Consider the following 22,934-nt stretch of genomic DNA (forward strand, 5'->3'; position numbering starts at 1 on the left):
GCGAGAGGTTGGCTCCATGAGGCCGTTTCGACTGGTGTGGTAGGTAAACCATGTTATATTAGCAAACAGCGTTTTAATGTCAGGGGTAAGTTCCGATAGTCGCGACATAAGCAGCACGGGACAGGTGGTCAGAAGCTGACCAACAAGGGAGCAGAACAGTGGAGAACAGCAACAGGCTCACATCGAGTGTCAAATTTGGTTGCGGCTGAAGATGGCATCAACGAGCGAACCCTGGCGTGTTGGCGTGCTTTTTCGCAGACGGGCGTCACCGGCTCCATTGAGGAGACCCAGCTCAAGGGTACGATGCTGGGCATTGCCGAAATTAACGCGGCAGGCGGAATAAATGGTCGTGAAATTGTGCCGATCATCTATGACCCAATGTCCAGCACCGAACTTTATTCTCATTTCGCTCGCAAACTGCTCATCGAAGATCGCGTCACGACTATTTTTGGTTGTTACACCTCCACGAGCCGCAAGGCGGTCCTGCCGCTTATAGAGCGCGTAAATGCTCTATTGTGGTATCCAACCCGGTATGAAGGTTTCGAGTTTTCGCCCAATGTCATCTATACGGGTTCGTCTCCCAACCAGAACACGATAGAGCTGGTCAATTATCTCGTTGCAACGCATGGGAACCGGTTTTATCTGATCGGTACCGACTATTCATATCCTCGCCGCACCAATCGAATTGTGCGCGACCTCGTATGCGGTCAGGGCGGTGCAATCGTCGGTGAGGAGTATATGCAATTCGGTGCCGACGCCAACGACTTCCGCCCGATAATGCGCAACCTCCGCGACCAGAAGCCCGACGTGATTTTCTCGACAATCGTGGGTCAGGCGATCTCGCATTTTTACCAGGCTTATGCCGACGTGGGCTTCAACCCGTACACGATGCCGATCGGCAGCCTGAACACCTGCGAGGCCGAGCTTGGCGTCATGGGGCGTGATGTCGGAGCTGGCCACATCACTGCTGCGGCTTATTTCGAAAGCGTGGCAAATGATGATAACGCGCGTTTCGTGCGTCAGTACAAGGCGCGTTTCGGTGAAAACCAAACAACGAACATGTGCGCCGAGGCCGCGTATTTTCAGGTGCACCTGTTTGCGCAAGCCGTGGCGGAAACAAACAGCATGGAGACAGATCTCTTGCGTCCGGCCATTCTTGGGCGCGAGATCGCCGCACCCCAGGGACGGATAGGAATAGACTACAAGAATAGCCACGCAGAGTTATGGACGCGGATCGGCCGGGCCTCGGATGAGGGGCGTTTCGATATTGTCCGTGAATCGATGGTCGCGCTGAGGCCCGACCCGTTTCTCGTGACCTGAGATATGGAAGTTGTTGTGCAACCTTTGAGGCGAGGCAACGTCGTGAACAGTTCAAATTCTCCTCATGGACTTGCCGGTACGGGCGCAGACGGGTCGCGTCATGCCAGCAACGCACCGCCGAGGGCGACACGCGCCGGCAATAGTTCCGGCAAGGAGTTGCGTCAGTCTTCGATCCTTCTTGTTCACCCACGCAACAGCGAGGGTGACGCCCTTGCACGCGAAATCAAACGGCTGGGATGTCAACTCGAGACGACCTGGCCGCCACCGAGCATACCGCCGCTGGGATTTGATTTCGCATTGGTCGCATTGGACTACGATATGCTGACCGCGGCGTCGTGGTTATCTGGTGCGCCGCCGCTGCCGGTGGTCGCTGTCATTGACGGTCAAAGGGAATTCCCGCCGACGTGCTGCGTCTTTCGAATGCGCAAGCAGTCTTGGCCAAGCCGTGTCTGCCAGCCGTTATTCTTACCAATTTGATCCTGGCACGCCAGATGTTCAGCTACGAGCGACGCCTCTTGAACAAGGTCGCGAAACTCGAGGAAACATTGCATGCATCACGCCAGATCGAGCAGGCCAAGCACATCCTGATGCAGCAGCGAAACATACGCGCTAACGAGGCTTATGACCATTTGCGCCAGCAGGCCATGAGCAAGCAAAAATCGGTCGCGGCGATTTCCGCAGCACTGGTTGACGCATTCGAGCTGATAGAGTAACGTTCATGTATTCGCGAAGCAAATTGCTCGCGCGGTTCCGAAGGAACTGATACTGGCGGCAAAAATGCCGTTCTCCATAGAGGATCAAAGCGAACCTCGCGCAAACTCAGTAATACTGAGTGCGTGGGGTTTTGTGCTGTTCTGTCAATTGTGTCTGGCGGGTGAGAAAATCATCCGCGAGTCTTGAGGAATATTGTGCCCGGTCAAGCAGGTTGGGCAAGAGGAAATTTTATACTTGCAGCCGATGCAAGGCCGCGCCCGTTTGGCTCGGTCAATCCTGAGCCATGTCCACTACAAAGGAACTCGTTCGATGAAAGCAGAACTCTCTCCACCGGTTGATTATGAAATCTTCGATCTCGGCGATGTCGCGCTTCAAAAAGGGGCGACGTTGCGCAATGCAAAGCTTGCTTACAAGACCTTCGGCAAGTTGAATGCGAACAAGGACAACGTCATTGTGCTTTTGACCTATATGGCGTCAACGCACTATGACAATCAGTGGGTTATCCGGCCGGGCAGCGCGCTGGACCCGGAAAAGTATTTCATCATCATTCCAAATATTTTTGGCAATGGTCTGTCTTCATCGCCAAGCAATATGCCTCCTCCCTACAATCAGGCACGTTTCCCGGTCGTTACGTATTACGATAATATCAGGGCCCAGCACCGGCTGCTTACCGAGAAGTTCGGTATCAAGAAAATCAAGCTCGTCACCGGTTGGTCGATGGCGGCAGCCCAGACCTTCCATTGGGCTGCGCTCTATCCAGATATGGTTGAAAACATCTGCCCAACGGCCGGGTCGGCCAAAACGGCGAGGCACAACCATGTCATGCTCGAAGGCGTCAAGGCGGCGCTTACTGCTGACGACGCTTTCAACAATGGTTGGTATGAAAAGCAGCCTTTCAAGGGATTGCGGGCAATGGGGCGCGTCTATGCCGGGTGGGGCTTTTCCCAGGAGTTTTACCGCAAGGAGGAATATCTCGAGATCGGCTATTCCTCGCTTGAAGATTTCATCATCAGTTTCTGGGAGCAGTGGTTCAATCTTCGCGACGCCAACAACATGGTGGCGATGATTAACACATGGCAAGCGGGCGATATCAGCGACAACGAGCTTTACAATGGCGATTTCGTCAAGGCGCTCAATGCGATCAAGGCAAAAGCTATCGTGATGCCAGGCAGTTGCGACCTTTATTTCCCGCCCGAGGACAGCGAGTTCGAGGTGGCCAATATGCCCAACGCGGAGTTTCGCCCAATTCCATCGAGCCATGGGCACTTTGCAGGTGGTTCGGGCCTCAGAGATGCCGATGTGAAGTTCATCGACGACGCCTGGCGAGAGTTGCTGGGCTCCTGACACGCAGAAATCACCAATGCATCGGAATCCGGTTTAGGAAGATTCCGGTTTTTAATCAAAATGTTAGAGCGCCATTTGTGTGCCCGGTTGGGTAAACGGCGCTTCAGGCCGACTTTCAAGCAAGACACAAATCGGCTGACCGATCCGGGTCGGCCACAACACAGGGGATTCTAAAAATGACAATAATGACGAACATGAATCGCAGGTCATTTCTGAAGTCAACCGCAGGCGCGGCGACCGGGCTCGGTCTCATCGGTGCGGGAGGAAAGGCATTCGCCGATGAAGATACCATTCCTATCGCCAGTCTCCTCGACCTTTCTGGTGGTCTCGACGCGCTGGGCAAGCCGATGCAGGATGCCATCACCTTTGCTGTCGAAGAGATAAATGCGGCGGGTGGCTTGCTTGGAAAGCAGATCAGCCTCGTCACCTACGACACCCAATCCGACATGCGGCTTTATCCGCAATATGCGCAGCAGGCCGTTTTGAAAGACAAGGTCGCTGCTGCTTTCGGCGGCATCACGTCGGCATCGCGCGAAGTCATGAGGCCGGTCTTCCGGCGTATGAACACTCTCTATTTCTACAACACGCAATATGAGGGCGGCGTTTGCGACCGCAATATTTTCTGCACCGGCATTACGCCCGCGCAGAAACAGTCGAAGCATGTTCCTTATGCCATGAACAAATGGGGTAAGAAGATTTACACGCTGGCGGCCGATTACAATTACGGCCAGATCACTGCTGACTGGACGCGCAAATACTGCATGGACAATGGCGGCGAGATCGTGGGGCAGGATTTCTTCCCGCTCGATGTCACCAATTTCGGCTCGACAATCCAGAAAATCCAGGAAGCGAAACCCGATTTCATCTACACCGTGCTGGTCGGCGGCGCGCATCAGTCATTCTATCGTCAGTGGGCCGCGGCTGGAATGAATACGCGTATTCCGATGGCATCGACAACAATGACGATCGGCGGAGAGCAGAAGTTCCTCGCGCCGGAGGAAACCAACGGTATCCTGCTGTGCTTCAATTACTTTGAGGAGTTGGATACGCCGGCGAATAAAGCCTTCCTCGACCGTTTTCATAAGCGTTTCGGTGCCGACTATCCGTATGTGACGGAACTCGCCATGGCGACATACCAGTCCGTCTATCTGTGGGCTGAAGGTGTCAAACGTGCAGGCACGGCTGAAAGGATGCCGGTTATTGAGGCGCTCGAATCGGGCATCAGTCTCGATCTGCCAAGTGGCAAGTTTTCGATCGATCCACAAACGCATCATGTGATCATGGATATCAACATCGGTCAGATCGAGGACCGCAAGATAAATATCCTCGAAAGCTATCCGCAGCAGCATTCCCTTGACACATCGGCGGTGTGCGATCTCGAGAAAAACCCTGACGACAACACGATGTACGTCATCAAGGTTTAAGCGATCCAGACAAATAGCGAGGCGTTCGGGCGGGGTAATGCTCGAACGCCAAGCAACGACCCAAAGGCTGTGTCAATTATGGACCTGCTCGTTGTACTTTCAATCGAGGCTTTAAAAGCCGTCGCAAGCCTTGCGCTCATCAGCGTCGGCCTCGCAATCGTATTTGGCATGATGCGAGTGATCAATCTCGCGCATGGCGAATTCCTGATGCTTGGTGGCTATGCTGCAATCGTCGCGACAAAGGCGGGGATCAACATCTGGGTCGCCACCTTGCTGATCAGTCCGCTGGTCGTCGGACTCATCGGGATCGTCATTGAACGAACCATCATACGCCACCTTTATGGACGCCCCCGCGACACGATGCTCGCAACCTGGGGGTTGAGCCTTTTTCTCGTTGGCCTGACCACGACGATATTCGGCAATACCACGGAAGGCATTTCGGCACCGGCAGGGTCGCTGCAAATCGGCAATTATTATATTGCCGCCTATTCGCTCATCATCGTGGTGATAGCGGTCGTCGTGTTTGTCGCGATCTGGGCGGTCTTTCGCTACACGCGCTATGGGTTGATTGCACGCAGCACCATGCAAAACGCCGACATGGCAGCGGCGCTGGGTGTCAATCCGTCAACTGTTTATGCCGCAACCTTTGGCATCGGCGCGGGGCTCGCGGGCCTGGCTGGCGGCGTCATGGCCCCAATCACCGGGATCGTTCCAACGATCGGTGCGGCTTATGTCGCCAAAGCTTTCATTACCGTCATTGGCGGTGGCCCGGCGATACTTGTTGGAACGGTGTCGGCATCGGTGCTTTTCGGAGCCATCGACCAAGTCATTACCTATCTTTCCACTCCGGTTATCGGCGAAGTCGCGTTGCTTGCGGCAGCCGTGATCCTGCTCAGATTCATGCCGCAGGGGATCACAGGGCGCTTCTTCAGGAGGGCATCATGAGTTCAGTGTTTAACGGTGCCAGTGGGCTTGTCGCCGGGGCGATCCTGGGCCTGGCCGTGCTGCTTGTGGTGCCGCTTTTTGCCGATCCGATCATGATGATCGAGCTGACGTCCTATGTGATTTTGGCCATTCTGGCGCTTAGCCTTGGTCTGGTGTGGGGGTATGGCGGAATTCTCTGCTTCGGCCAATCCGCATTCTTCGGTATCGGTGCATATGCCTACGCAATTGCCGTCATCAATCTTGGCGACAGCACAATCCCGATCGTCCTTTCCGTGATCGCTCCCGCTCTGTTTGCGGCGCTGCTTGGTTACTTCCTGTTCTATGCGCGCATAACGGACGTCTATTTCGGAGTTATCACACTGACGGTAACACTGATCCTCTATAAATTAATGGGCTCCACCTCCGGTTCCCAGTACATGATCGGCAGCGCCCACATTGGCGGCTACAACGGCATTCCGGCACTGCCGCCACTCAATCTGCCCGGTCGACCAGATGTCTTTCTGTCTTTCGATGGCCTTTACTATGCATCCGGGCTGACTTTGCTGGCCGTGTATATTGGTCTTCGCGTCATGCTGAAAAGCCGCTTCGGCCAGGTTGTCGTGGCCATTCGCGAAAACGAGCGCAGAGCCGAGTTGCTTGGCTACGATGCGCGTTTCTACAAGCTCGCAGCTTTCACGATTGGTGGAGGGATTGCCGGGCTTTCAGGATGCCTGTTCGCCAATTGGGGAATGTTCATCAGTCCCGACGTTTTCGGTCTTGCCCAATCCGCACAGGTCATCATCTGGGTCATCGTGGGTGGCACGGGCACATTGCTGGGGCCAATTGTCGGCTGCTTTGTCGTTCAGTGGATTGCTACGCAACTTGGCACTCAACAATTGCTCAATGCCAATCTGGTGCTGGGAAGCATTCTGATCGGCTTCGTGCTTCTGGTGCCAAAGGGCATCGTGCCTTCAACGTTCGATCTTCTCCAGCGAGCTTATGTGCGCCGCGCGCCTGCGCCAATTGTGCGCCCGGGAGGCGTGCAATGACGGATCAATTCGTTCTGGAAACCCGCGGTCTCGAAAAGCGGTTTGGCGGCGTTGTGGCCATCGCCAATGTGGACTTCAAACTCAAGCAGGGCGAACTTCGCTGTTTGATTGGCCCCAACGGTGCAGGCAAGAGTACCTTCTTCAAGATGTTGACGGCGCAGTTGCAGCCAACGACAGGGAAAATCCTGTTCGATGGAGTTGATATCACGCAGGCACAACCGCATCAGGTCAGCCAGATGGGGGTTGGTATCAAGAACCAGGTGCCGGATGTCTTCAATAATCTGACGGTCAAGGAAAACATCTCGGTGGCCGCGCGCTCCCGGCATGGCAGGTCACAAGCCTCGACAATCGGTGGCGAGGTAATGGATCGGCTGGGATTGACGGGTCTCGCGGGTCGTCTGGTCGGCGAACTCGCACATGGCCAGCGTCAATGGGTCGAACTTGCCATGGTGGTTGCGCTCGAGCCGAAACTCATACTGCTGGACGAGCCTGCGGCAGGTATGAGCGCCGATGAAACCGATCGGACTGCTACCCTCATTCGTGAGGTCAACAAGACAGCGGCAATAGTCGTGGTTGAACATGACATGCAGTTCATCAAGCAGATCGCCCATACCGTCACGGTCTTTCATCAGGGGCAAGTCCTCGTTGAGGACACCATGGACAAGGTACAGGGCAATGAGCTGGTCCGTGAAGTGTACCTTGGGAAGGCTGACGATGATTGAGGTTACAAATCTTCACTCAGGATATGGCCGTATTCCGATCCTGAACGGCATCGACTTCAAGATGAAGGCGGGAGAAGTCGTTGGCATACTTGGACACAACGGCATGGGCAAAACCACGCTGTTGCGGACCCTGGTCGGACAGATCAAGACGACGAAAGGCAAAGTCAGTTTGAATGGTCGCGATATGACGCGTGCAAACTCAGCTACGCGCGCCCGTGCCGGCATTGGTTATGTGCCGCAGGGTCGAGACATTTTCCCCCAACTCACAGTGATGGAGAATTTGAGGATGGGCGAGATCGTGCGCGATGGAGACAGCGCCATCCCGGAGATATTGGAGCATTTTCCGGTTTTGAAGGATCTTCTGGACCGGCCGGGCAAGGGGCTTTCCGGCGGTCAGCAACAGATACTTGCTCTCGCGCGTTGTCTTGTCGGCCGCCCCCAGGTGATTTTGCTCGACGAGCCAACCGAAGGTATTCAGCCATCGATAGTCGATCTTATCGCCGAGAAACTGGAAGAATTCAAAACCGCGCTCGATATTGGAATCATCCTAGTCGAGCAGGATATCCGCTTCATTCGCAAGTTGGCGGACCGTGTTCTGATCATGCAGAAAGGCTCACTCGTCGCAGAGATATCACCGGACGAGCTTTATGATCGTGATGCGGTGGATGCGCATCTGGGTATCTAGATCCATGCTCGATAATCCCTGTCCTTCATTCTGGATGGTCTCACACTCAAATCGGTATTTTGAATGCTCAGGTTGAATTCCATAGTGGGTCTCTCAACGGACAGGCAGATTGGCACACAGCTACATCTGCTCGATCACGAAGGGCGCGTCGAGTTCATCATGCTCGATGCCTGTGAGATCACACGCCGCCATCTGTCAGCCACGACTGACCGCGGAACGCCGTGTCTTATCACTTTATCGCGCGCGCAGCGGCTTGTGGACGGCGCGGTGCTGCTGCTGGAAGACAAACGGGCTATCGTGGTGCGCGCCCAATCGGAACGATGGTTGATATTCGACGCGGTTGATGCCGCTGCCGGGCTGGAGCTTGGATATTACGCCGGCAATATGCATTGGCCCGTGCGGTTCAACGGCAGTCACCTCCACATTGTCGGGGAACTTGGTTCGGGTCATGTCCTGGATCGTTTGCACCACATCTTGAACCAAGGAACAGTCAAGTTCCTTGGCGAGAGCAAGTGACCGCACCGGTTGGTGTTGAGCGCCCCAAATTCAGGGCAGGGTAGCAGTCAAATCTGGCTGCATTTTTGCACAACGAAAATTCGATTTCACAATCGTAGAAGCCTCGCCCTGTGCGCTGTCCCGTCACGAAAGCGAGATATTGCGTGACGTGAATTGACGGGAGCGGATCAATGCAACCCTACGGATTGCCGGACTTCTATTGACATGCTTCCTAAGTAAGTGAATTATACATTAGGTGTTGCCTGTCTCGGGAACGCCAGTAGGTGGCAGTGGAAAGGGAGTGTTATGAAACGATCGCAATTTTTGTCCGGCGATAGGTCTCGCTTACACAAGTATCTTACCCATGCAGCGGTAGGCGCTGTAGCGGCTTTCACGATTGCTAGTACTCTTGCGACAACAGCTTCGGCGGAAGCAATCAAACTTCAGATGGTGGGCTCCTGGGCGCCGGGTGTCTCGCGCGATGCGGATATCGCCATTCGCTTCATGGATGAAGTTAACAAGCACGGCGAGGGCAAGGTCGAAATTATCTACAAAGGTTCGAAGGAAGTGGTGCCGACATTTGACCAACCAGAGGCGCTCGTTCGTGGCGTTTTCGATGTTTGGTATGGTGCCCCGAATTACTGGGCAGGTGTCGTTCCCGCCGGTTACATTACGGAAATGGCAACCACAGATCTTCCCGACCTGGGACCGGGATCAGACCTGTATGACTTTATGGTCAAGATGTATGAGGCGAAGGGAGTTCGTTATCTCGGCCATTTTGCAGGTGACGCCAAAACCGGCGCGCATGCCATGATGGTTCAGAAGGAAATCTCCAAGATCGACGATCTGAAAGGGCTCAAGATTCGAGTTCCTCCGTTGACACGGTTTTTTGTTGAAGCCGTTGGCGCAGAACCGGTTACGTTGCCGCCGGGCGAAATCTACATCGCAGTCGATCGCGGAACTGTGGATGGGTTCACATGGCCCTATTTCGACGGCTTTACCGGATTCGGATGGGAAAAGATCACGAAGTTTGTCATCGACGAGCCACTTTACAGAAATGGCATCGGTATCAACGTCAATCTCGATAAGTGGAATAGTTTGCCTGAGGATGTGCAAGCAATCATGATTGATGCTGTTTCGAGCACCCAGCAATGGGCGCAAGGCTGGATTGCCGCTCATGAAGTGACCGAGTTGAAGGGCATGACGGATGCGGGAATGAAGAAGCTCGAACTGGATGATGGCGAGTCAGAAAAATGGGCAAAAATCGCCAACGATTCAATGTGGGCCCATTTCAAGGAGGCCATGCCTGAAGATCAATACATGGAAGCTCGTAAATTACTTGGATACGAGTAGATAAATTCATTTGGCTCAGTGTTTAATACAGCGCTGAGCCAAATTTCTACATGAAATTGCACTTAATTTTCTGATTGTTAGCAGATAAAACAACAGGAGCGCCTTGGGCATGACGTCAAAATTGCAAAGAATAGCACGCGTTTTTGACCTTTTGCTTTTGTCCAGCGGCGTTCTGGCGGGCGTGCTCATGATAACAATCATGACCATTGTGTGCGTCAAGGTGTTCATGCGCTACATCCTCGGCATTGGCTGGATTGGTGTCGATCAGATCAGTGGTTCCCTTTTGCTTTACATAACATTTCTGGGTGCCGCCTGGGTTCTTCACAGAGAAGAGCATGTATCGATAGATATTGTGTTCAGCCGTCTGTCGCCGAATGCGATGAGGATACTAACAATAATAACATCAATAATATGCGCTATCGTCTGTTTCATTGTGTTCGTGTACGGAACAAAAGAAGTAATTTATTCGATGAATAGAGGAATTCTTGTTGCATCGGAATTGGAAATACCACGCGCTCTAAATTTATTCATTATTCCGGTCGGTTGCTTTTTGCTTTTCATACAATTTTTGCGTCGAGCCATTTCTGCGGCCAAATCGGGTGCCCCGACTTCCAAAGGCAACCTTGAGGGTGTCGTATAATGGAGTGGTGGAACTATATGATCTTTTTCTTCGGAGGGCTGGCACTCCTCCTCTTGACCGGCATGCCTGTGGCCTTTGCTTTCATGCTCGTCAATGTTGTTGGCGTTTACCTGTTCTGGGGAGGTTCAATTGGGCTTGGGCAGCTTATTTTATCCATTGACAGCTCTGTAAATACGTTCGTTCTGGTGCCGGTTCCCATGTTCATCCTCATGGGAACGGTGATGTTTCATTCCGGCGTCGCATTCAAGATGATCGATGTGCTGGATGACTGGCTTGGCCGCATAGCAGGGCGTCTTTCTCTGCTGGCTATCGGGGCAGGTGCCCTTCTTGCGACGCTGACCGGCGTGGCGATGGGCAGCGTTGCGATGCTGGGTTCAACGCTCGCGCCGGAAATGAAAAAGCGTGGGTATTCAAATTCCATGACATTGGGGCCGATACTCGCCAGCGGCTCCTTGGCCATCATGATTCCGCCAAGTGCGCTAGGTGTGGTGCTGGCAAGCCTCGGCAAGTTTTCGGTGGGCAAGCTTTTGGTCGGCATCATCTTGCCGGGATTGCTGCTGGCATTATCGTATGCAGCCTACGTTGTCATTCGCTGCACAATCAATCCGTCTCTGGCGCCACCCTATGAGGTCGAGCCTGCGCCGCTTGGCAAGCGCATGAAGGATCTCTTCTTGTATGTCGTGCCGCTTCTATCCGTAATTGTCGTGGTCATCGGAACGCTGTTTGCCGGTATTGCGACGCCGACGGAAGCTGCGGCTGTTGGCACCTTACTTTGCTTCATCCTGGCTGGGCTCTACCGGAAACTTAACTGGAAGATCGTGAAGAGCGCGGTCGGTTCTGCAACGTCCATCACCGTCATGGTGTTTGTGATCCTGACGGGTTCGGCTGCGTTCAGTCAGGTTCTCGCGTTCATCGGGGTCACATCCGGGATAACAAATCTCGCTCTCGGGCTGGACGTTCACCCTATCGTGCTTCTGATCTTCATGCAGCTCGTGGTGTTTTTCATGGGCATGTTTCTTGAGCAGACGTCCATTCTCCTGGTTACCATTCCGGTATTCATGCCGATCGTTACAGCACTTGGCCTCGACCCGATCTGGTTTGGTGCGATCATGCTTCTGAACCTTGAACTGGCAACCCTGTCGCCTCCGTTCGGGCTGTCGCTTTTCGTTATGAAAGGCATTGCGCCCCCGGAGACGACCATCATGGATATCTACAAGGCGGCCATGCCCTATGTGGGGATCAATATCCTTGTGATGGGGCTGATGATGCTCTTTCCGCAGATCGTATTGTGGCTGCCGAGCATGATGAAGTGATGCAGTTTGCCAAGTTATTCGCCTGCGTGCCGTTTCGGGAACCCGACAATGCTGGCGCAGATTTGTTCGCGGTTATGATGAGTCGTTAGATGAGAGCAGCCCAGTTCGAATATCACGTCGCCGACAGTCCACATAAGGCCGTCGAGCTTCTTGCAGATCTAGGCGATGAAGCGCGGCTTCTCGCAGGTGGCTATAGTCTGGTTCCGATGATGAACCTGAGGCTGGCTCGGCCTGAACATCTCATCGATATCAATGAACTTGGCCTCGACAAGATCGAGAACGTAGAAGGTGCAATTCGTATCGGTGCGCTCGTGCGTCATCACCAGTTGCTTGATGATCCGATAATCGCGGCCAGGCTGCCACTCTATCGGGAAGCTGCATCGCACATTGCGCATCCGACTATCCGCAATAGAGGGAGTTTTGGCGGCAGTCTGGCGCATGCCGACCCGACTGCCGAACTCGTCTTGTTAGCCGTACTGCATGACGGCGTGGTTGTTGTCGCCGGTAGGGATGGTGAGAGGCGCATAGCGGCTTCGGAGTTCTTCAAAGGTGCGTTCACGACTGCGCTTGACGCGGCTGAAATGATCGTTGCCTTCGAAGTTCCATCGGCAGTTGAGAATTTCGCTGGTGCGTTTTTCGAAATTTCGGAGCGTCATGGTGATTTTGCAATCGTTGCCGTGGGGGCACTTGTTCGTGCTGAGGAGGGCAAAATCGCTGAAGCACGCATTGTTTGCGCAGGTGCCTCGTCGGTGCCGATACGAAGCGGGGAAATTGAAGACCGGCTTGTAGGCATGTCTCTCGACAAGCCGGACGCGCAAATGATTGGAAGCGCGCTCGCCGCTGCAATAGAGCCGCCATCCGATATCCGGGCGACTTCGACATACCGCAGGCATCTTGTGTCGGTTCTCACTGAACGCGCTGTTGCAACCGCGTGCCTGCGTGCAGGTGAAATGAAATGAGCACCATACATTTTCACGTCAACGGCAAACCGCACACGCTCGACGTTGAGCCGAGGCGGCTGCTTGCAGATGTCTTGCGCCAAGATCTGGAATTGTCCGGCGTACATATTGGTTGTGCGCATGGTGCCTGCGGCTGCTGCACCGTACAGATCAACGGTCGCCCGCAATTGTCGTGCCTGACATTTGCCGCACAGTGCAACGGGGCAGAGATAAAGACGACCGAGGGTCTTGGCGGAGCCGGTGCGGATCATCCGTTGCAAAAAGCGTTCATCGCAGAACATGGATTGCAATGCGGCTACTGTACTCCCGGCTTCCTGATGTTGCTTGAGCCTTATGTGGAAACGGCGATCCAGAACAAATCCATGCCGAAGGACGACGAGATCCGCAGCGCGATTTCAGGAAACATATGCCGATGCACCGGTTATACCGGCATCATTGCCGCTGTGCGTCGGGCCATCAAGGACGGCATGGAGGCGGGAAATGAGTGACCGCGCAGATAACCCCAAAAGCGTTGGCGCACGCGTCTCGCGGCTCGAAGACCCGCGCCTTCTCTCTGGTCGCGCGCGCTATATTGACGACATCAGGCGTCCGGGAATGCTGCACATGGCGCTGGTCCGTGCGCAGGTCGCTCACGCTGAAATTCTGGAAATCGATACTGAAGCTGCGCTTGACGAAGCGGGGGAGATTTTTGTTTTCACCGGCACCGACACCGGTGATCTCGGCGTGACGGCAAACCAGGATTTTGACGAGTTCCAGAAATCAACCCAGCCAGTTCTGGCCAAAGGCAAGGTCCGGTTCGTCGGTGAACCGGTAGCCGCAATTCTGGCTGACGATCCGTACCGGGCGGAAGATATCGCCGAACTGGTCTTCGTCGATTACGAGCCTTTGCCGGTTCTTTCCAACATGAAGGTCGCGTTGGCAGATGGTGCGCCTCTCATGTTTGAAGACTGGAAAGACAACCGCTTCGTTGAGCGCCAGATGATGGGAGGCGATTTGAAAGCAGCCAAGGCTGCTGCCGTTCATGTGGTAAAGCGCACCTATCGCACTCACAGGCAGGGCGGCAATCCGATGGAATGCCGCGGTGTGGTTGCCGAGTATGACAAGACCGATGAAACGCTGACGGTTTGGTCTTCGACGCAGATTCCACATCTGTTGCGCACATTCCTGGCCGAGCAGCTTGACTGGCCGGAGAACAGGTTGCGCGTTGTTGCACCGGAGGTTGGCGGCGGCTTTGGCGTCAAGGGACAGGTTTTTGTCGAGGAGGTTCTCGTTGCCTGGCTCGCCATCAAGACTGGCAGGCCGGTCAAGTGGATCGAAGACCGGCGTGAACATCTGCTGGCCAGCATTCATGCTCGTGAGCATGAACACACGCTTGAAGCCTATCTCGACGCCAATGGTCGATTGCTCGGTCTCAAGGCTGATATCAGCGTTGATTGCGGTGCCTATTCGACATGGCCGTTCACCGCAGGAAGCGATCCGGGAATGGCCGCCAAGGTTTTGCCCGGACCCTATGACTTTGGCGCATATGAAGCGACGTTTCGCGGCATCGCCACCAATAAATGCCCGACCGGGACCTACCGCGGTGTCGCTCGACCTTCTGCCGTTTTCTCGCAGGAACGCTTGATGGATGACATTGCCGTCGAGTTGGGCATCGACCCGATCGAACTTCGGTTGCGCAATATTATCCGCTCGTTCCCCTACAAGAACGTTCTTGGTTTTACCTATGATGAAGGTAGCTATGCTGCGTGTCTGGAAAAGACCCGGGAACTGCTGGAAAAAGATTTGGTGGAGGCGAAAAACCTCACCAATTCGAACCGGAAACGTATCGGTGTGGGAGTTGCGTGTTTCATCGAACAATCGGCGCATGGGACACCGGATTTTACCCGCCGTCGAGGGCCGATTGAAACCGGCTACGAAAGCGCTCGTGTCGAGATGATGCCCGATGGCAAGGTGTTGGTTGTAACCGGAATGCAGAGCCATGGTCAGGGCCATGAGACGACATTGGCGCAGATATCTGCCGATGCTCTTGGCGTGTCGCCATCCGATGTGCGTGTTAGGCATGGCGATACCCAGTCGACCCCTTATTCTGTCGGCACCTGGGGCAGCCGTGGAATTGCACTTGGCGGCGGTGCGGTGCATCTGGCATCCGTCGAGATCGCGCAGAAGCTCAAGGCTATCGCCGGAGAAGTGCTTAACGCTGGCAATCATGAGATCGTTTTGCGTGATGGCCGCGCATTCCTGGCGACCGATGCGGAGCGTTCGGTTGCCGTCAGCAAGCTTGCCCGCGCTGCCCAGCGAAACCTTTCCATGGCACCCTCGGGCTTTTCGCCTGGCCTTGAAGCGCATGCGGTGTGCGACGGCCCGCCGGATGGCACCTATTCAAATGCCGTTCACAGCGTCGTAGTCGAAATCGACATGGATACGGGCAAGATGAATTTGCGCCGCTACTTCGTCGTTGAAGATTGCGGAACCGTGATCAATCCGATGATCGTCGATGGCCAGATCACTGGCGGCGTTGCTCAAGGGATTGGCTCGGCCCTTCTTGAGCATTTTATCTATGACGAGGAATGTCAGCCGCTCACTGCGAATTTTGCCGACTATCTGATGCCGACGGCACCTGAAATCCCGGATATTGAGACTTTTCATTTCGAGACGCCGACGCCGCTTACGCCCCTTGGCAGCAAGGGCATGGGCGAGGGTGGGGCAATCGGGCCTGCGGCGGCGATCGCAAATGCGGTGTCGCATGCGCTGGGAGTCCCCGTTGCTCAAACCCCGCTTGGGGCCAATGCCGTCTGGGATCTGATCGAAATAGCCCGAAGTAAAGAACGCGGCGCGAGCGCCAATTGAGGAGTGCAGGATGGATCTTGGCTTAAAGAACAAGCGTGCCCTGGTTACTGCGGCCTCGCGCGGTCTTGGGCGTCAGTCGGCGCTGGCATTGGCTGGTGAGGGCGCGCGGGTGGCTGTTGCCAGTCGCGATGCCAAGAAACTTGCCGATATGCTCGACGAACTTCGTGAAGCCGGCGCGCCGGATGTCTGTGCTGTCTCGATGGACTTGTCCAATCCCTCTGCCATCGAACAAGGGGTTGGCGAGGTGGCGGAGCGTTTTGGCGGTCTGGATATCGTTATCGGCAATACCGGTGGTCCGAAATCCGGCCGTTTTCTTGATATCACGCTTGAAGAGTGGAAAGGCGCCGCAGACGAAACACTGTTTGCCATGGTGCAACTGTCGCGCACCTCAGTGCCGCATCTGCACAAGGCAGGGGGCGGGCGCATTATTTTTATCACCACTGTCGGCACCAAGATCGTGCAACCGGATATGGTTTTATCCGACGCTCTGCGCCTCGGGGTGCTCGGTGTGGCCAAGTCGCTATCGCATGAGCTGGCACGCGACGGCATCCTGGTGAATTGCGTGTGTCCTGGCCCCATCGCCACTGATCGCATGGAAGACCTGATTGTTGCGACGATGGAACAACAAGACCTCAACCGGCGTGAGGCTGAAAAGGTTTGGCTGGACGAGGTTCCAATGGGATGCGCAGGCAGCCCGGAAGATTTCGGCGCGATGGTTGCAATGCTTGCGTCAGGTAAGGCGTCTTACCTGACAGGCCAGGCCATCGCGATCGATGGTGGAAAATCACGCGCCTATTGATGCGGCCTACCTAGTGTCCCGAATCCGAAATTCGCATCATTATTCGAGTGGCGCTGTACGAATTTCGGTTTCGATAAGGACACGAGCAAACTTATGATTCTAGTGCGGTTTCAGGATTTGAAGTTCGTGTCGGAGACCTCGAAATCAAATGTAACGAACTGCAAATCCACCACACTAGAGCGTGCTGGCAATTCAAGGAGAGTTCGACAATGAAAAATCAGTATGACGGCGGCATGGCCATGGTGGAATGGTTTAAACGCGCCGGCGTGGAAACCGTGTTTTCGGTGTCCGGCGGGCCGCTTAACCCGATCTATCATGCCTGTTCAGCCCTTGACTTGCCGTTGGTTCATACCCGCCATGAAGCGGCCGCGTGTTTCATGGCGGAAGCGTCGGCGCGCGTGACCGGCAAGCCCGCCGTTGCCGCCGTGACCCTGGGCCCCGGCGCGACCAATGCCGTGACACCGGCGCTGGTTTCCATCATGGCGGGGACGCCGCTCCTGATCATCGCGGCCCAGGCCCCGCTTGCGGCCATGGAGCGCGGGGCCGGCATGTCCTGGGACCCGCACCCGATATTCTCGAGCGTCACCAAGTGGTCGGCTCGGGTTCTTGACGTGAATCGTATCCAGGAATATCTCGATATCGCCTGGCGAAAAATGTGGGCTGGTCGCCCCGGACCGGTTCTGCTGGAGGTTCCGGTGGACGTGCTGTCAGCCATGGCAAGTCAAGAAACATCTTCCAATAGCATTGCAAGGCCCTCGCTGCCCCATCTCGCAGCGGCAGATGGCGTGCAATTGTCAAACGCGATGAAGAAGGTACGGCGCCCGCTTTTCATCCTCGGCGACGAGTTGTTTTGGGAACAGGCACCCAAACTCATGCAAGTCATAGAACGCCACGGCATGCCATTTGCCACCATGCGCCTTGGTCGAGGCAGCGCCGATGAAAACCACCGGCTCTGGGCTGGTCCTGCCTATATCGCTTGCAATGGCGCGCTGCGCCGGTCACTGGCGGAAGCAGACAGCATTTTCCTTCTGGGGCATCATTTCGAATTCGATCTGGGCTTTGGAGACGGGGTCAACCCGCAAGCCCAGATCATCCAGATTGCCTCGGATCCAGAACTCCTTGGCCGCAATCGCGCCGCAACACTTGCCATCCAGGCAATGCCGTCAAGTGCCATTGAGGCGATGGCAGGCGAAGTGGCAATGGATGTCGATGCGGATTGGGTGAGTGAAATCGTTGGCGACTGGAACCGCGAACGAGACGCACAGCTTGGTGATAGCAAAGGCAATGCCATGCACCCGGTTGCGGTGATCGACGCTGTATTTAACGCAGCTCCTGAAAACACGATTTACGTGTCTTCACATGGCAATATCGATTTCTGGGCGGATGCACGGTTACGCTTCAAGACCCCTGGGCGCTATCTGCGTGCCGGGCAGTCGGGAGCCCTCGGCGCGGAACTGCCCTATGGTGTCGGCGCAAAATTTGCCGACCCTGATGCACCAGTGATCGTGTTCGTTGGAGATGGCGCGGTGGGTTATGCGGTTACCGAACTCGACACCGCAGAACGCCACGACCGGCCAATTGTCGTCGTCGTTCTCGACGATGAAATGTGGGGAGCGATCGCCCTTCCGCAGAAGATGTCTTACGGCACCGTTTACGAGATGGATTTGCCGAGACGCGACTGGGTGAAAGTGGCTGAAGGGCTCGGCGGTGGCGGCACGCTGGCGCGTACCGTTGAAGAGGTTGGGAATGCCGTGAAGGCGGCAATCGCGTCAGGCAAACCGCAAATTGTCCAGGTGCCGGTGGCAAGTGTTCTTAGCCCCTACATGGACTTCATTTCCCATTGAACAGCATGACAACGCGCAGGAGAACGGCATGAAACGTTGGAACAAGAAAGATAGCGAACCCTTTATCCCGCCCGCTCATTTTGGTGGTCTGCACGTCTGGAACATCGTCCCATTCGAGGGGCGCAATTTCGCGGTTCAAGTGTCGACCGTCCCCAAGGGCGGCGGTGGAGAAATGCATCATCACGACAATTGGGCGCAGGTATTTTATATCGTCAAGGGCGAGCTGACATTCGATACGGGCTCGGAGCGCTTCACCCTCCATGAAGGTGAAAGTGTCCTGTTTGACCCCAAGGACCCGCATTACACGCTCAACGAAGGTGAAGGCGAGAATGTCAGCCTGGTCATCACGGTAGATCAAAGTCAAAAGGCCGAATAGCTATGGAAGTCACCCAGAAGGTATATATCGCGCGAAGCCCGGATCAGGTCTGGACGTTCATGTCGGATGTGGCCGCGGTGGCAAACTGTGTTCCGGGACTGGAATTGATCGAGCAGCGCGACGATGGCGTTTATGTAGCATCCTTCTCGCTAAAGGTCGGACCGTTGAGCGCCAAGCTCAATGGTGAAGGCACGATGACCCTTGAAGAGGAAACGAGAAGTGCGACCATAGAGGGCAAGGGCGTCGACCGGCGAGGCGGGTCGCGCGCCAAGGGGGCAATGCGCTATCAGGTTTCAGCGGATGATGCCGGTGCCGTCATCGACGTCAAGGCGGACTTCACATTGAGTGGCCCTCTGGCGCAAGTCGGGCGAACCGGCATCGTCAATGACATCAGCCAAAGCCTGACACAGCAGTTTGGCGAAAATCTCGAACGAAAACTGTCGAAACTATATGGCGGAAATGCCGACGAGCCCGCCGATGATAACGAGAAGACGAATGACAGGTTCGATGCGGGCCAGGCTATTTCCACGTCCATCAAACGTCGGGTCGTAAGTGGTTTAAAGCGGCCATTCGGTTCGAAATAAACGTTAGGGTCAAGACCCTAGATGCACCGCACCCGGCTTGCGACGTTTGCTCAGTTATTTTTCGCACGAATCCAGATACCCCTTCAGGGAGATGATAAATGAAGATGAAAATGTTGATCGGTGGGGATTGGGTTGATGCGACATCTGGCAAAACCATCGATTGCGTCAACCCTGCCACCGAAGAGGTGTTTGCGAATGTACCGGCCGGTGGCGCGACCGAAATTGCAATGGCTGCGGCGGCTGCGCGCGCGGCCTTTGAGGGGGCTGGAGATACAGCACGGGGCAACAACGAGGCAAGGTTCTCAGAGGTATCGCCAAGGGCATAAGAACGCGCAAACAGGAATTGGCTGCTGATGAAACCATGGATGCCGGAAAGCCGGCGGCAGAATCCGATTTTGCAATCGAAACAGCGGCAGTCATTTTTGACTATTTTGCGGAACTTGCCGAAGAGTTGGGTGCGAGAGGCGAGGAACAGGTAAAGCTGCCCGATGGTGGCTTGCGCACCAGCGTTACCTACCGCCCCGTTGGTGTCATAGGCATGATAACGCCATGGAACTTTCCCTTGGGGCAGGTGACATGGAAAGTAGCTGCCGCGCTTGCCGCTGGCTGCACTTGTGTCGTCAAGCCATCTGAATTCACCAATGTGACGCCGCTAAAGCTGGGAGAGATCGCGCTTGAGGCGGGATTGCCAGTTGGAGTGCTGAACATCGTGACCGGGCTTGGTGCTGAAGCGGGCGAAGCGTTGGTGCTCGATCCAGAGATAGACAAGATTTCTTTCACGGGTAGCACCCGCACGGGCAGCAGGATAATGGCAATGGCGGCACGCGATCTCAAGCGTGTCGGCCTTGAACTTGGCGGAAAAAGTTCCATCCTTATTTTTGACGATGTGGACCTTGACCATGCAGTGGAATGGGCGGGCTTCGGCGTTTTCGTCAATCAGGGGCAGGTATGTAGTGCTACCGCACGGGTTCTCCTGCACGAAAATTGCGCAAGCGAATTTCTTGTCAGGCTGAAGGCATTTGCCGAGCGCATAAGAGTTGGCGATGGTGCCAACAAGAATGTGCAGATGGGACCGCTCATCAACAAGATGCAATATGAAAAGGTCACCGGATATATCGAGGCAGGCCGCAAGGAAGGCGCGACCCTGTTGACAGGAGGCAACCGCCCGCAGGGGTTGAATACGGGATATTTCATCGAGCCTACCATCTTCACCGATGTGCGCCCCGATATGACGATCTGGAATGAGGAGATATTTGGACCCGTCATGTCCGTAATGACATTCAAGGACGAGGATGAAGCCGTCAGACTGGCCAACGATACGCCTTACGGGTTGGCGGGAGCCGTTCTTTCCGCCGACAAGACGCGTGCCGAGCGTGTCGCTGACAAGCTGGATGCCGGTGTGGTCTGGCAGAATTGCAATCAACTCGTGGTAGTGCAGGCGCCGTGGGGCGGGGTGAAGAAAAGCGGCATGGGCCGCGAACTCGGTCGATGGGGGCTGGAGGAGTTTTTGGATACCAAGCAAAAGACCCGTTGGCAAAATGACGGGGCAGGTCTGGGTTGGTACTGAGCGGGAGGAGCCCGTACTTTTTGCGGGATTTTTTGCGCAAAGCCCCGCGCAATGCCCGGCTACCGGCCTCCAGCATTCGTTGACGGACACCGCTGTTATTGTGGGTATCTTCGTCCTGGCTGTCCCATTTTCCGTTCCAGATATCAGGCCTCGACCGGCTCTGTTGAAGCATTTTCTCAAAGCCGCTAAGTAAGGGTTCGCTTCATGCGTTTTGTTAGCAATTACACTTGATTGCAAACTTACTGCGATATAGCGACGCCAACCTGTTTAGGAGAAGATCATGAGCGATGCGCCAGCGGCAAAAGCAAAGAAAACGGTAGGCAATGCTGGCCGCAAACATTCCTATATTCCGCGTGATCCCGTCGCTACCAAGAAGCGCATTCTGGACGCGGCAGTCGTTGAGTTTGCAACCAAGGGCTTCAGCGGTGCCAGGGTCGATACGATCGCCAAGACCGCGAAGGCGAATATGCGGTTATTGTATCACTATTTCAATGACAAGGAGCAATTGTATATCGCTGTCATTGAAGAGGTGTATCGGACAATTCGTCTGGCTGAGCAGGATCTGCATATCGAGGTTGATGACCCCAAAAAGGGCCTGGAACGTCTGATCGACTTCACCTTCAGCCATTTCCACGACAATCCCGAACTTATCAATATTGTCATGAACGAGAATATTCTTCATGCAAAATATCTGAAGAAGTCTGATCTGGTGCCCAAGATGACGACGAGGCTGTCGAGTTCAGTCCGCTCGTTGCTGGAGAAAGGTTACGCATCTGGCGTTTTCGTGCGTCAACCAGATCCCGTACAACTGTGGTTGACGATATTCTCCCTGTGCTGGGTGCATCTCTCCAACAAATTCACGATGTCGTGGACATTACAGGTCGATCTGACCGATCCCGAGTGGCTGGCCAATCGTCGCCGCCATGTCCTCGATGTGATCATGTGCTATCTGTGTGATCCGGTAGGGGACAGGGCATGACGTATGTAGCATCTGCGTCGGGGTGACGTTGGACGTCATTCCATATTGAGCGCTTGACTGCGCAGCAGATATTTCTGGATCTTACCCGTCGCGGTTTTTGGCAAGGTTCCAAACACGAATGTTTTGGGAACCTTGAACCCGGCTAGATTGGCACGGCAGTATTCTGCCAATTCCGATGCGCTGACGGGAACAGCGTCTTCCTTGAAGTTGACGAAAGCACAGGGGTGTTCGCCCCATTTTTCGTCTGGACGCGACACCACCGCAGCCTCGAGAATGGCTGGATGCCGGTAGAGAATTTCCTCGATCTCGACGGAGGATATGTTCTCGCCACCCGAGATGATGATGTCTTTGGCGCGATCCTTGATCTCGATGTAGCCATCTGGATGGCGAACCGCGAGGTCGCCGGTATGAAACCAGCCCCCAGCCAGGGCCTTGGCGCTAGCCGCCGGGTTCTTGAGATAGCCCATCATCACGGTGTTGCCGCGCAGCAAAATCTCGCCCATCGTCTCACCGTTCCAGTCAACCTCGGTGAAGGTATCCGGATCAGCGACGATTGCGCCTTCAAGGGTGACAAGATTGACGCCTTGGCGCGTATTGATCTTCATGCGTTGTTCGAGTGGAAGTGCGTTCCATTCCTGATCCCACTCGCATATCAGGCTCGGCCCGGTGGATTCGGTCAGCCCGTAAATATGCATGACATTGAAGCCTGCATTTTCGATCGCCTCCATAACTGCTGTCGGCGGCACCGAACCGCCCGTCAGGACGTTGACGGGCAGGTCGAAATGGAGGTTTGCGATCTCTTGTGTGTTTGCCATCATGCTGAGCACAACCGGCGCGGCGCTCATATGTGAAACCTTCTCGCGCGCAATGAGTGAAAAGATGGTGGATGGATCGATTTTGCGCAAACAGACATGGGTTGCGCCAACTGCCGTTACGGCCCAGGTGTGGCTCCACCCGTTGCAATGGAACATTGGCAGCGTCCAAAGATAGACGGAG

Annotated in this window: 24 protein-coding genes; 23 read left to right on the forward strand and 1 reads right to left on the reverse strand. The window is 55.0% G+C overall.

What is annotated here, in order from left to right; translation table 11 throughout:
* Positions 1-186: 186 nt before the first annotated feature.
* The 23 genes from AC0L7S_RS14445 (at position 187) to AC0L7S_RS14555 (ending at position 21,938) form a co-directional block, all read left to right on the forward strand.
* On the forward strand, positions 187-1,320 hold the full coding sequence (locus AC0L7S_RS14445) for a transporter substrate-binding domain-containing protein (RefSeq protein WP_473471679.1): 1,134 nt from the start codon (positions 187-189) through the stop codon (positions 1,318-1,320).
* A 3-nt stretch (positions 1,321-1,323) separates the two neighbouring features.
* Positions 1,324-1,797: an ANTAR domain-containing protein gene (locus AC0L7S_RS14450; protein WP_473471680.1), complete on the forward strand. Its 474-nt coding sequence runs from the start codon at positions 1,324-1,326 to the stop codon at positions 1,795-1,797.
* Complete coding sequence (locus tag AC0L7S_RS14455) at positions 1,725-2,033, forward strand: ANTAR domain-containing response regulator (protein ID WP_473471681.1); 309 nt, start codon at positions 1,725-1,727, stop codon at positions 2,031-2,033. Before AC0L7S_RS14450 ends, AC0L7S_RS14455 begins: the two co-directional genes overlap by 73 nt.
* A gap of 310 nt (positions 2,034-2,343) precedes the next feature.
* On the forward strand, positions 2,344-3,378 hold the full coding sequence (locus tag AC0L7S_RS14460) for an alpha/beta fold hydrolase (RefSeq protein WP_473471682.1): 1,035 nt from the start codon (positions 2,344-2,346) through the stop codon (positions 3,376-3,378).
* A gap of 185 nt (positions 3,379-3,563) precedes the next feature.
* Complete coding sequence (locus tag AC0L7S_RS14465; protein WP_473474307.1) at positions 3,564-4,802, forward strand: ABC transporter substrate-binding protein; 1,239 nt, start codon at positions 3,564-3,566, stop codon at positions 4,800-4,802.
* Positions 4,803-4,880: 78 nt separating this feature from the next.
* Positions 4,881-5,747, forward strand: a complete 867-nt coding sequence (locus AC0L7S_RS14470; protein ID WP_473471683.1) for a branched-chain amino acid ABC transporter permease — start codon at positions 4,881-4,883, stop codon at positions 5,745-5,747.
* Positions 5,744-6,775, forward strand: coding sequence for a branched-chain amino acid ABC transporter permease (locus tag AC0L7S_RS14475; protein WP_473471684.1), 1,032 nt, complete (start codon positions 5,744-5,746; stop codon positions 6,773-6,775). Before AC0L7S_RS14470 ends, AC0L7S_RS14475 begins: the two co-directional genes overlap by 4 nt.
* Entirely contained in the window at positions 6,772-7,497 is a 726-nt protein-coding gene (locus tag AC0L7S_RS14480) for an ATP-binding cassette domain-containing protein (RefSeq protein WP_473471685.1), read from the forward strand. The genes AC0L7S_RS14475 and AC0L7S_RS14480 overlap by 4 nt, the downstream gene beginning before the upstream one ends.
* The gene (locus AC0L7S_RS14485) at positions 7,490-8,182 is read left to right on the forward strand and encodes an ABC transporter ATP-binding protein (protein ID WP_473471686.1); all 693 of its coding nucleotides are present in this window, start codon (positions 7,490-7,492) and stop codon (positions 8,180-8,182) included. The genes AC0L7S_RS14480 and AC0L7S_RS14485 overlap by 8 nt, the downstream gene beginning before the upstream one ends.
* Positions 8,183-8,266: 84 nt before the next feature.
* Positions 8,267-8,698 carry an urease accessory protein UreE gene (locus AC0L7S_RS14490; protein WP_473471687.1) on the forward strand — a complete coding sequence of 144 codons (432 nt, stop codon included), beginning with the start codon at positions 8,267-8,269 and terminating at the stop codon, positions 8,696-8,698.
* Between the two features lie 426 nt (positions 8,699-9,124).
* Positions 9,125-10,030 (forward strand): TRAP transporter substrate-binding protein DctP, encoded by a 906-nt coding sequence (gene dctP, locus AC0L7S_RS14495; RefSeq protein ID WP_473471688.1) that lies wholly within the window; start codon positions 9,125-9,127, stop codon positions 10,028-10,030.
* A 109-nt stretch (positions 10,031-10,139) separates the two neighbouring features.
* The gene (locus AC0L7S_RS14500; protein WP_473471689.1) at positions 10,140-10,670 is read left to right on the forward strand and encodes a TRAP transporter small permease; all 531 of its coding nucleotides are present in this window, start codon (positions 10,140-10,142) and stop codon (positions 10,668-10,670) included.
* 17 nt (positions 10,671-10,687) lie between these two features.
* Positions 10,688-11,983, forward strand: coding sequence for a TRAP transporter large permease (locus AC0L7S_RS14505; protein ID WP_473471690.1), 1,296 nt, complete (start codon positions 10,688-10,690; stop codon positions 11,981-11,983).
* Positions 11,984-12,072: 89 nt separating this feature from the next.
* Complete coding sequence (locus AC0L7S_RS14510) at positions 12,073-12,942, forward strand: FAD binding domain-containing protein (RefSeq protein ID WP_473471691.1); 870 nt, start codon at positions 12,073-12,075, stop codon at positions 12,940-12,942.
* A complete protein-coding gene (locus tag AC0L7S_RS14515; RefSeq protein WP_473471692.1) occupies positions 12,939-13,430 on the forward strand; it encodes a (2Fe-2S)-binding protein in 492 nt (163 codons plus the stop codon). Before AC0L7S_RS14510 ends, AC0L7S_RS14515 begins: the two co-directional genes overlap by 4 nt.
* Positions 13,423-15,789, forward strand: coding sequence for a xanthine dehydrogenase family protein molybdopterin-binding subunit (locus tag AC0L7S_RS14520; protein ID WP_473471693.1), 2,367 nt, complete (start codon positions 13,423-13,425; stop codon positions 15,787-15,789). The genes AC0L7S_RS14515 and AC0L7S_RS14520 overlap by 8 nt, the downstream gene beginning before the upstream one ends.
* A gap of 10 nt (positions 15,790-15,799) precedes the next feature.
* Complete coding sequence (locus tag AC0L7S_RS14525) at positions 15,800-16,588, forward strand: SDR family oxidoreductase (protein ID WP_473471694.1); 789 nt, start codon at positions 15,800-15,802, stop codon at positions 16,586-16,588.
* 209 nt (positions 16,589-16,797) lie between these two features.
* Positions 16,798-18,432: a thiamine pyrophosphate-binding protein gene (locus tag AC0L7S_RS14530; RefSeq protein WP_473471695.1), complete on the forward strand. Its 1,635-nt coding sequence runs from the start codon at positions 16,798-16,800 to the stop codon at positions 18,430-18,432.
* Positions 18,433-18,460: 28 nt separating this feature from the next.
* Entirely contained in the window at positions 18,461-18,808 is a 348-nt protein-coding gene (locus tag AC0L7S_RS14535; RefSeq protein ID WP_473471696.1) for a cupin domain-containing protein, read from the forward strand.
* Between the two features lie 2 nt (positions 18,809-18,810).
* The gene (locus AC0L7S_RS14540; protein ID WP_473471697.1) at positions 18,811-19,392 is read left to right on the forward strand and encodes a CoxG family protein; all 582 of its coding nucleotides are present in this window, start codon (positions 18,811-18,813) and stop codon (positions 19,390-19,392) included.
* Positions 19,393-19,490: 98 nt separating this feature from the next.
* On the forward strand, positions 19,491-19,718 hold the full coding sequence (locus AC0L7S_RS14545; RefSeq protein WP_473471698.1) for an aldehyde dehydrogenase family protein: 228 nt from the start codon (positions 19,491-19,493) through the stop codon (positions 19,716-19,718).
* Positions 19,715-20,959 carry an aldehyde dehydrogenase family protein gene (locus AC0L7S_RS14550; protein ID WP_473474308.1) on the forward strand — a complete coding sequence of 415 codons (1,245 nt, stop codon included), beginning with the start codon at positions 19,715-19,717 and terminating at the stop codon, positions 20,957-20,959. Before AC0L7S_RS14545 ends, AC0L7S_RS14550 begins: the two co-directional genes overlap by 4 nt.
* A 280-nt stretch (positions 20,960-21,239) precedes the next feature.
* Positions 21,240-21,938 carry a TetR/AcrR family transcriptional regulator gene (locus tag AC0L7S_RS14555; RefSeq protein ID WP_473471699.1) on the forward strand — a complete coding sequence of 233 codons (699 nt, stop codon included), beginning with the start codon at positions 21,240-21,242 and terminating at the stop codon, positions 21,936-21,938.
* Between the two features lie 35 nt (positions 21,939-21,973).
* Here AC0L7S_RS14555 and AC0L7S_RS14560 read toward each other — a convergent pair whose 3' ends face one another.
* The gene (locus tag AC0L7S_RS14560; RefSeq protein ID WP_473471700.1) at positions 21,974-22,909 is read right to left on the reverse strand and encodes an AMP-binding protein; all 936 of its coding nucleotides are present in this window, start codon (positions 22,907-22,909) and stop codon (positions 21,974-21,976) included.
* Positions 22,910-22,934 lie beyond the last annotated feature (25 nt).

This window comes from Mesorhizobium sp. G2-6-1, assembly GCF_055809095.1.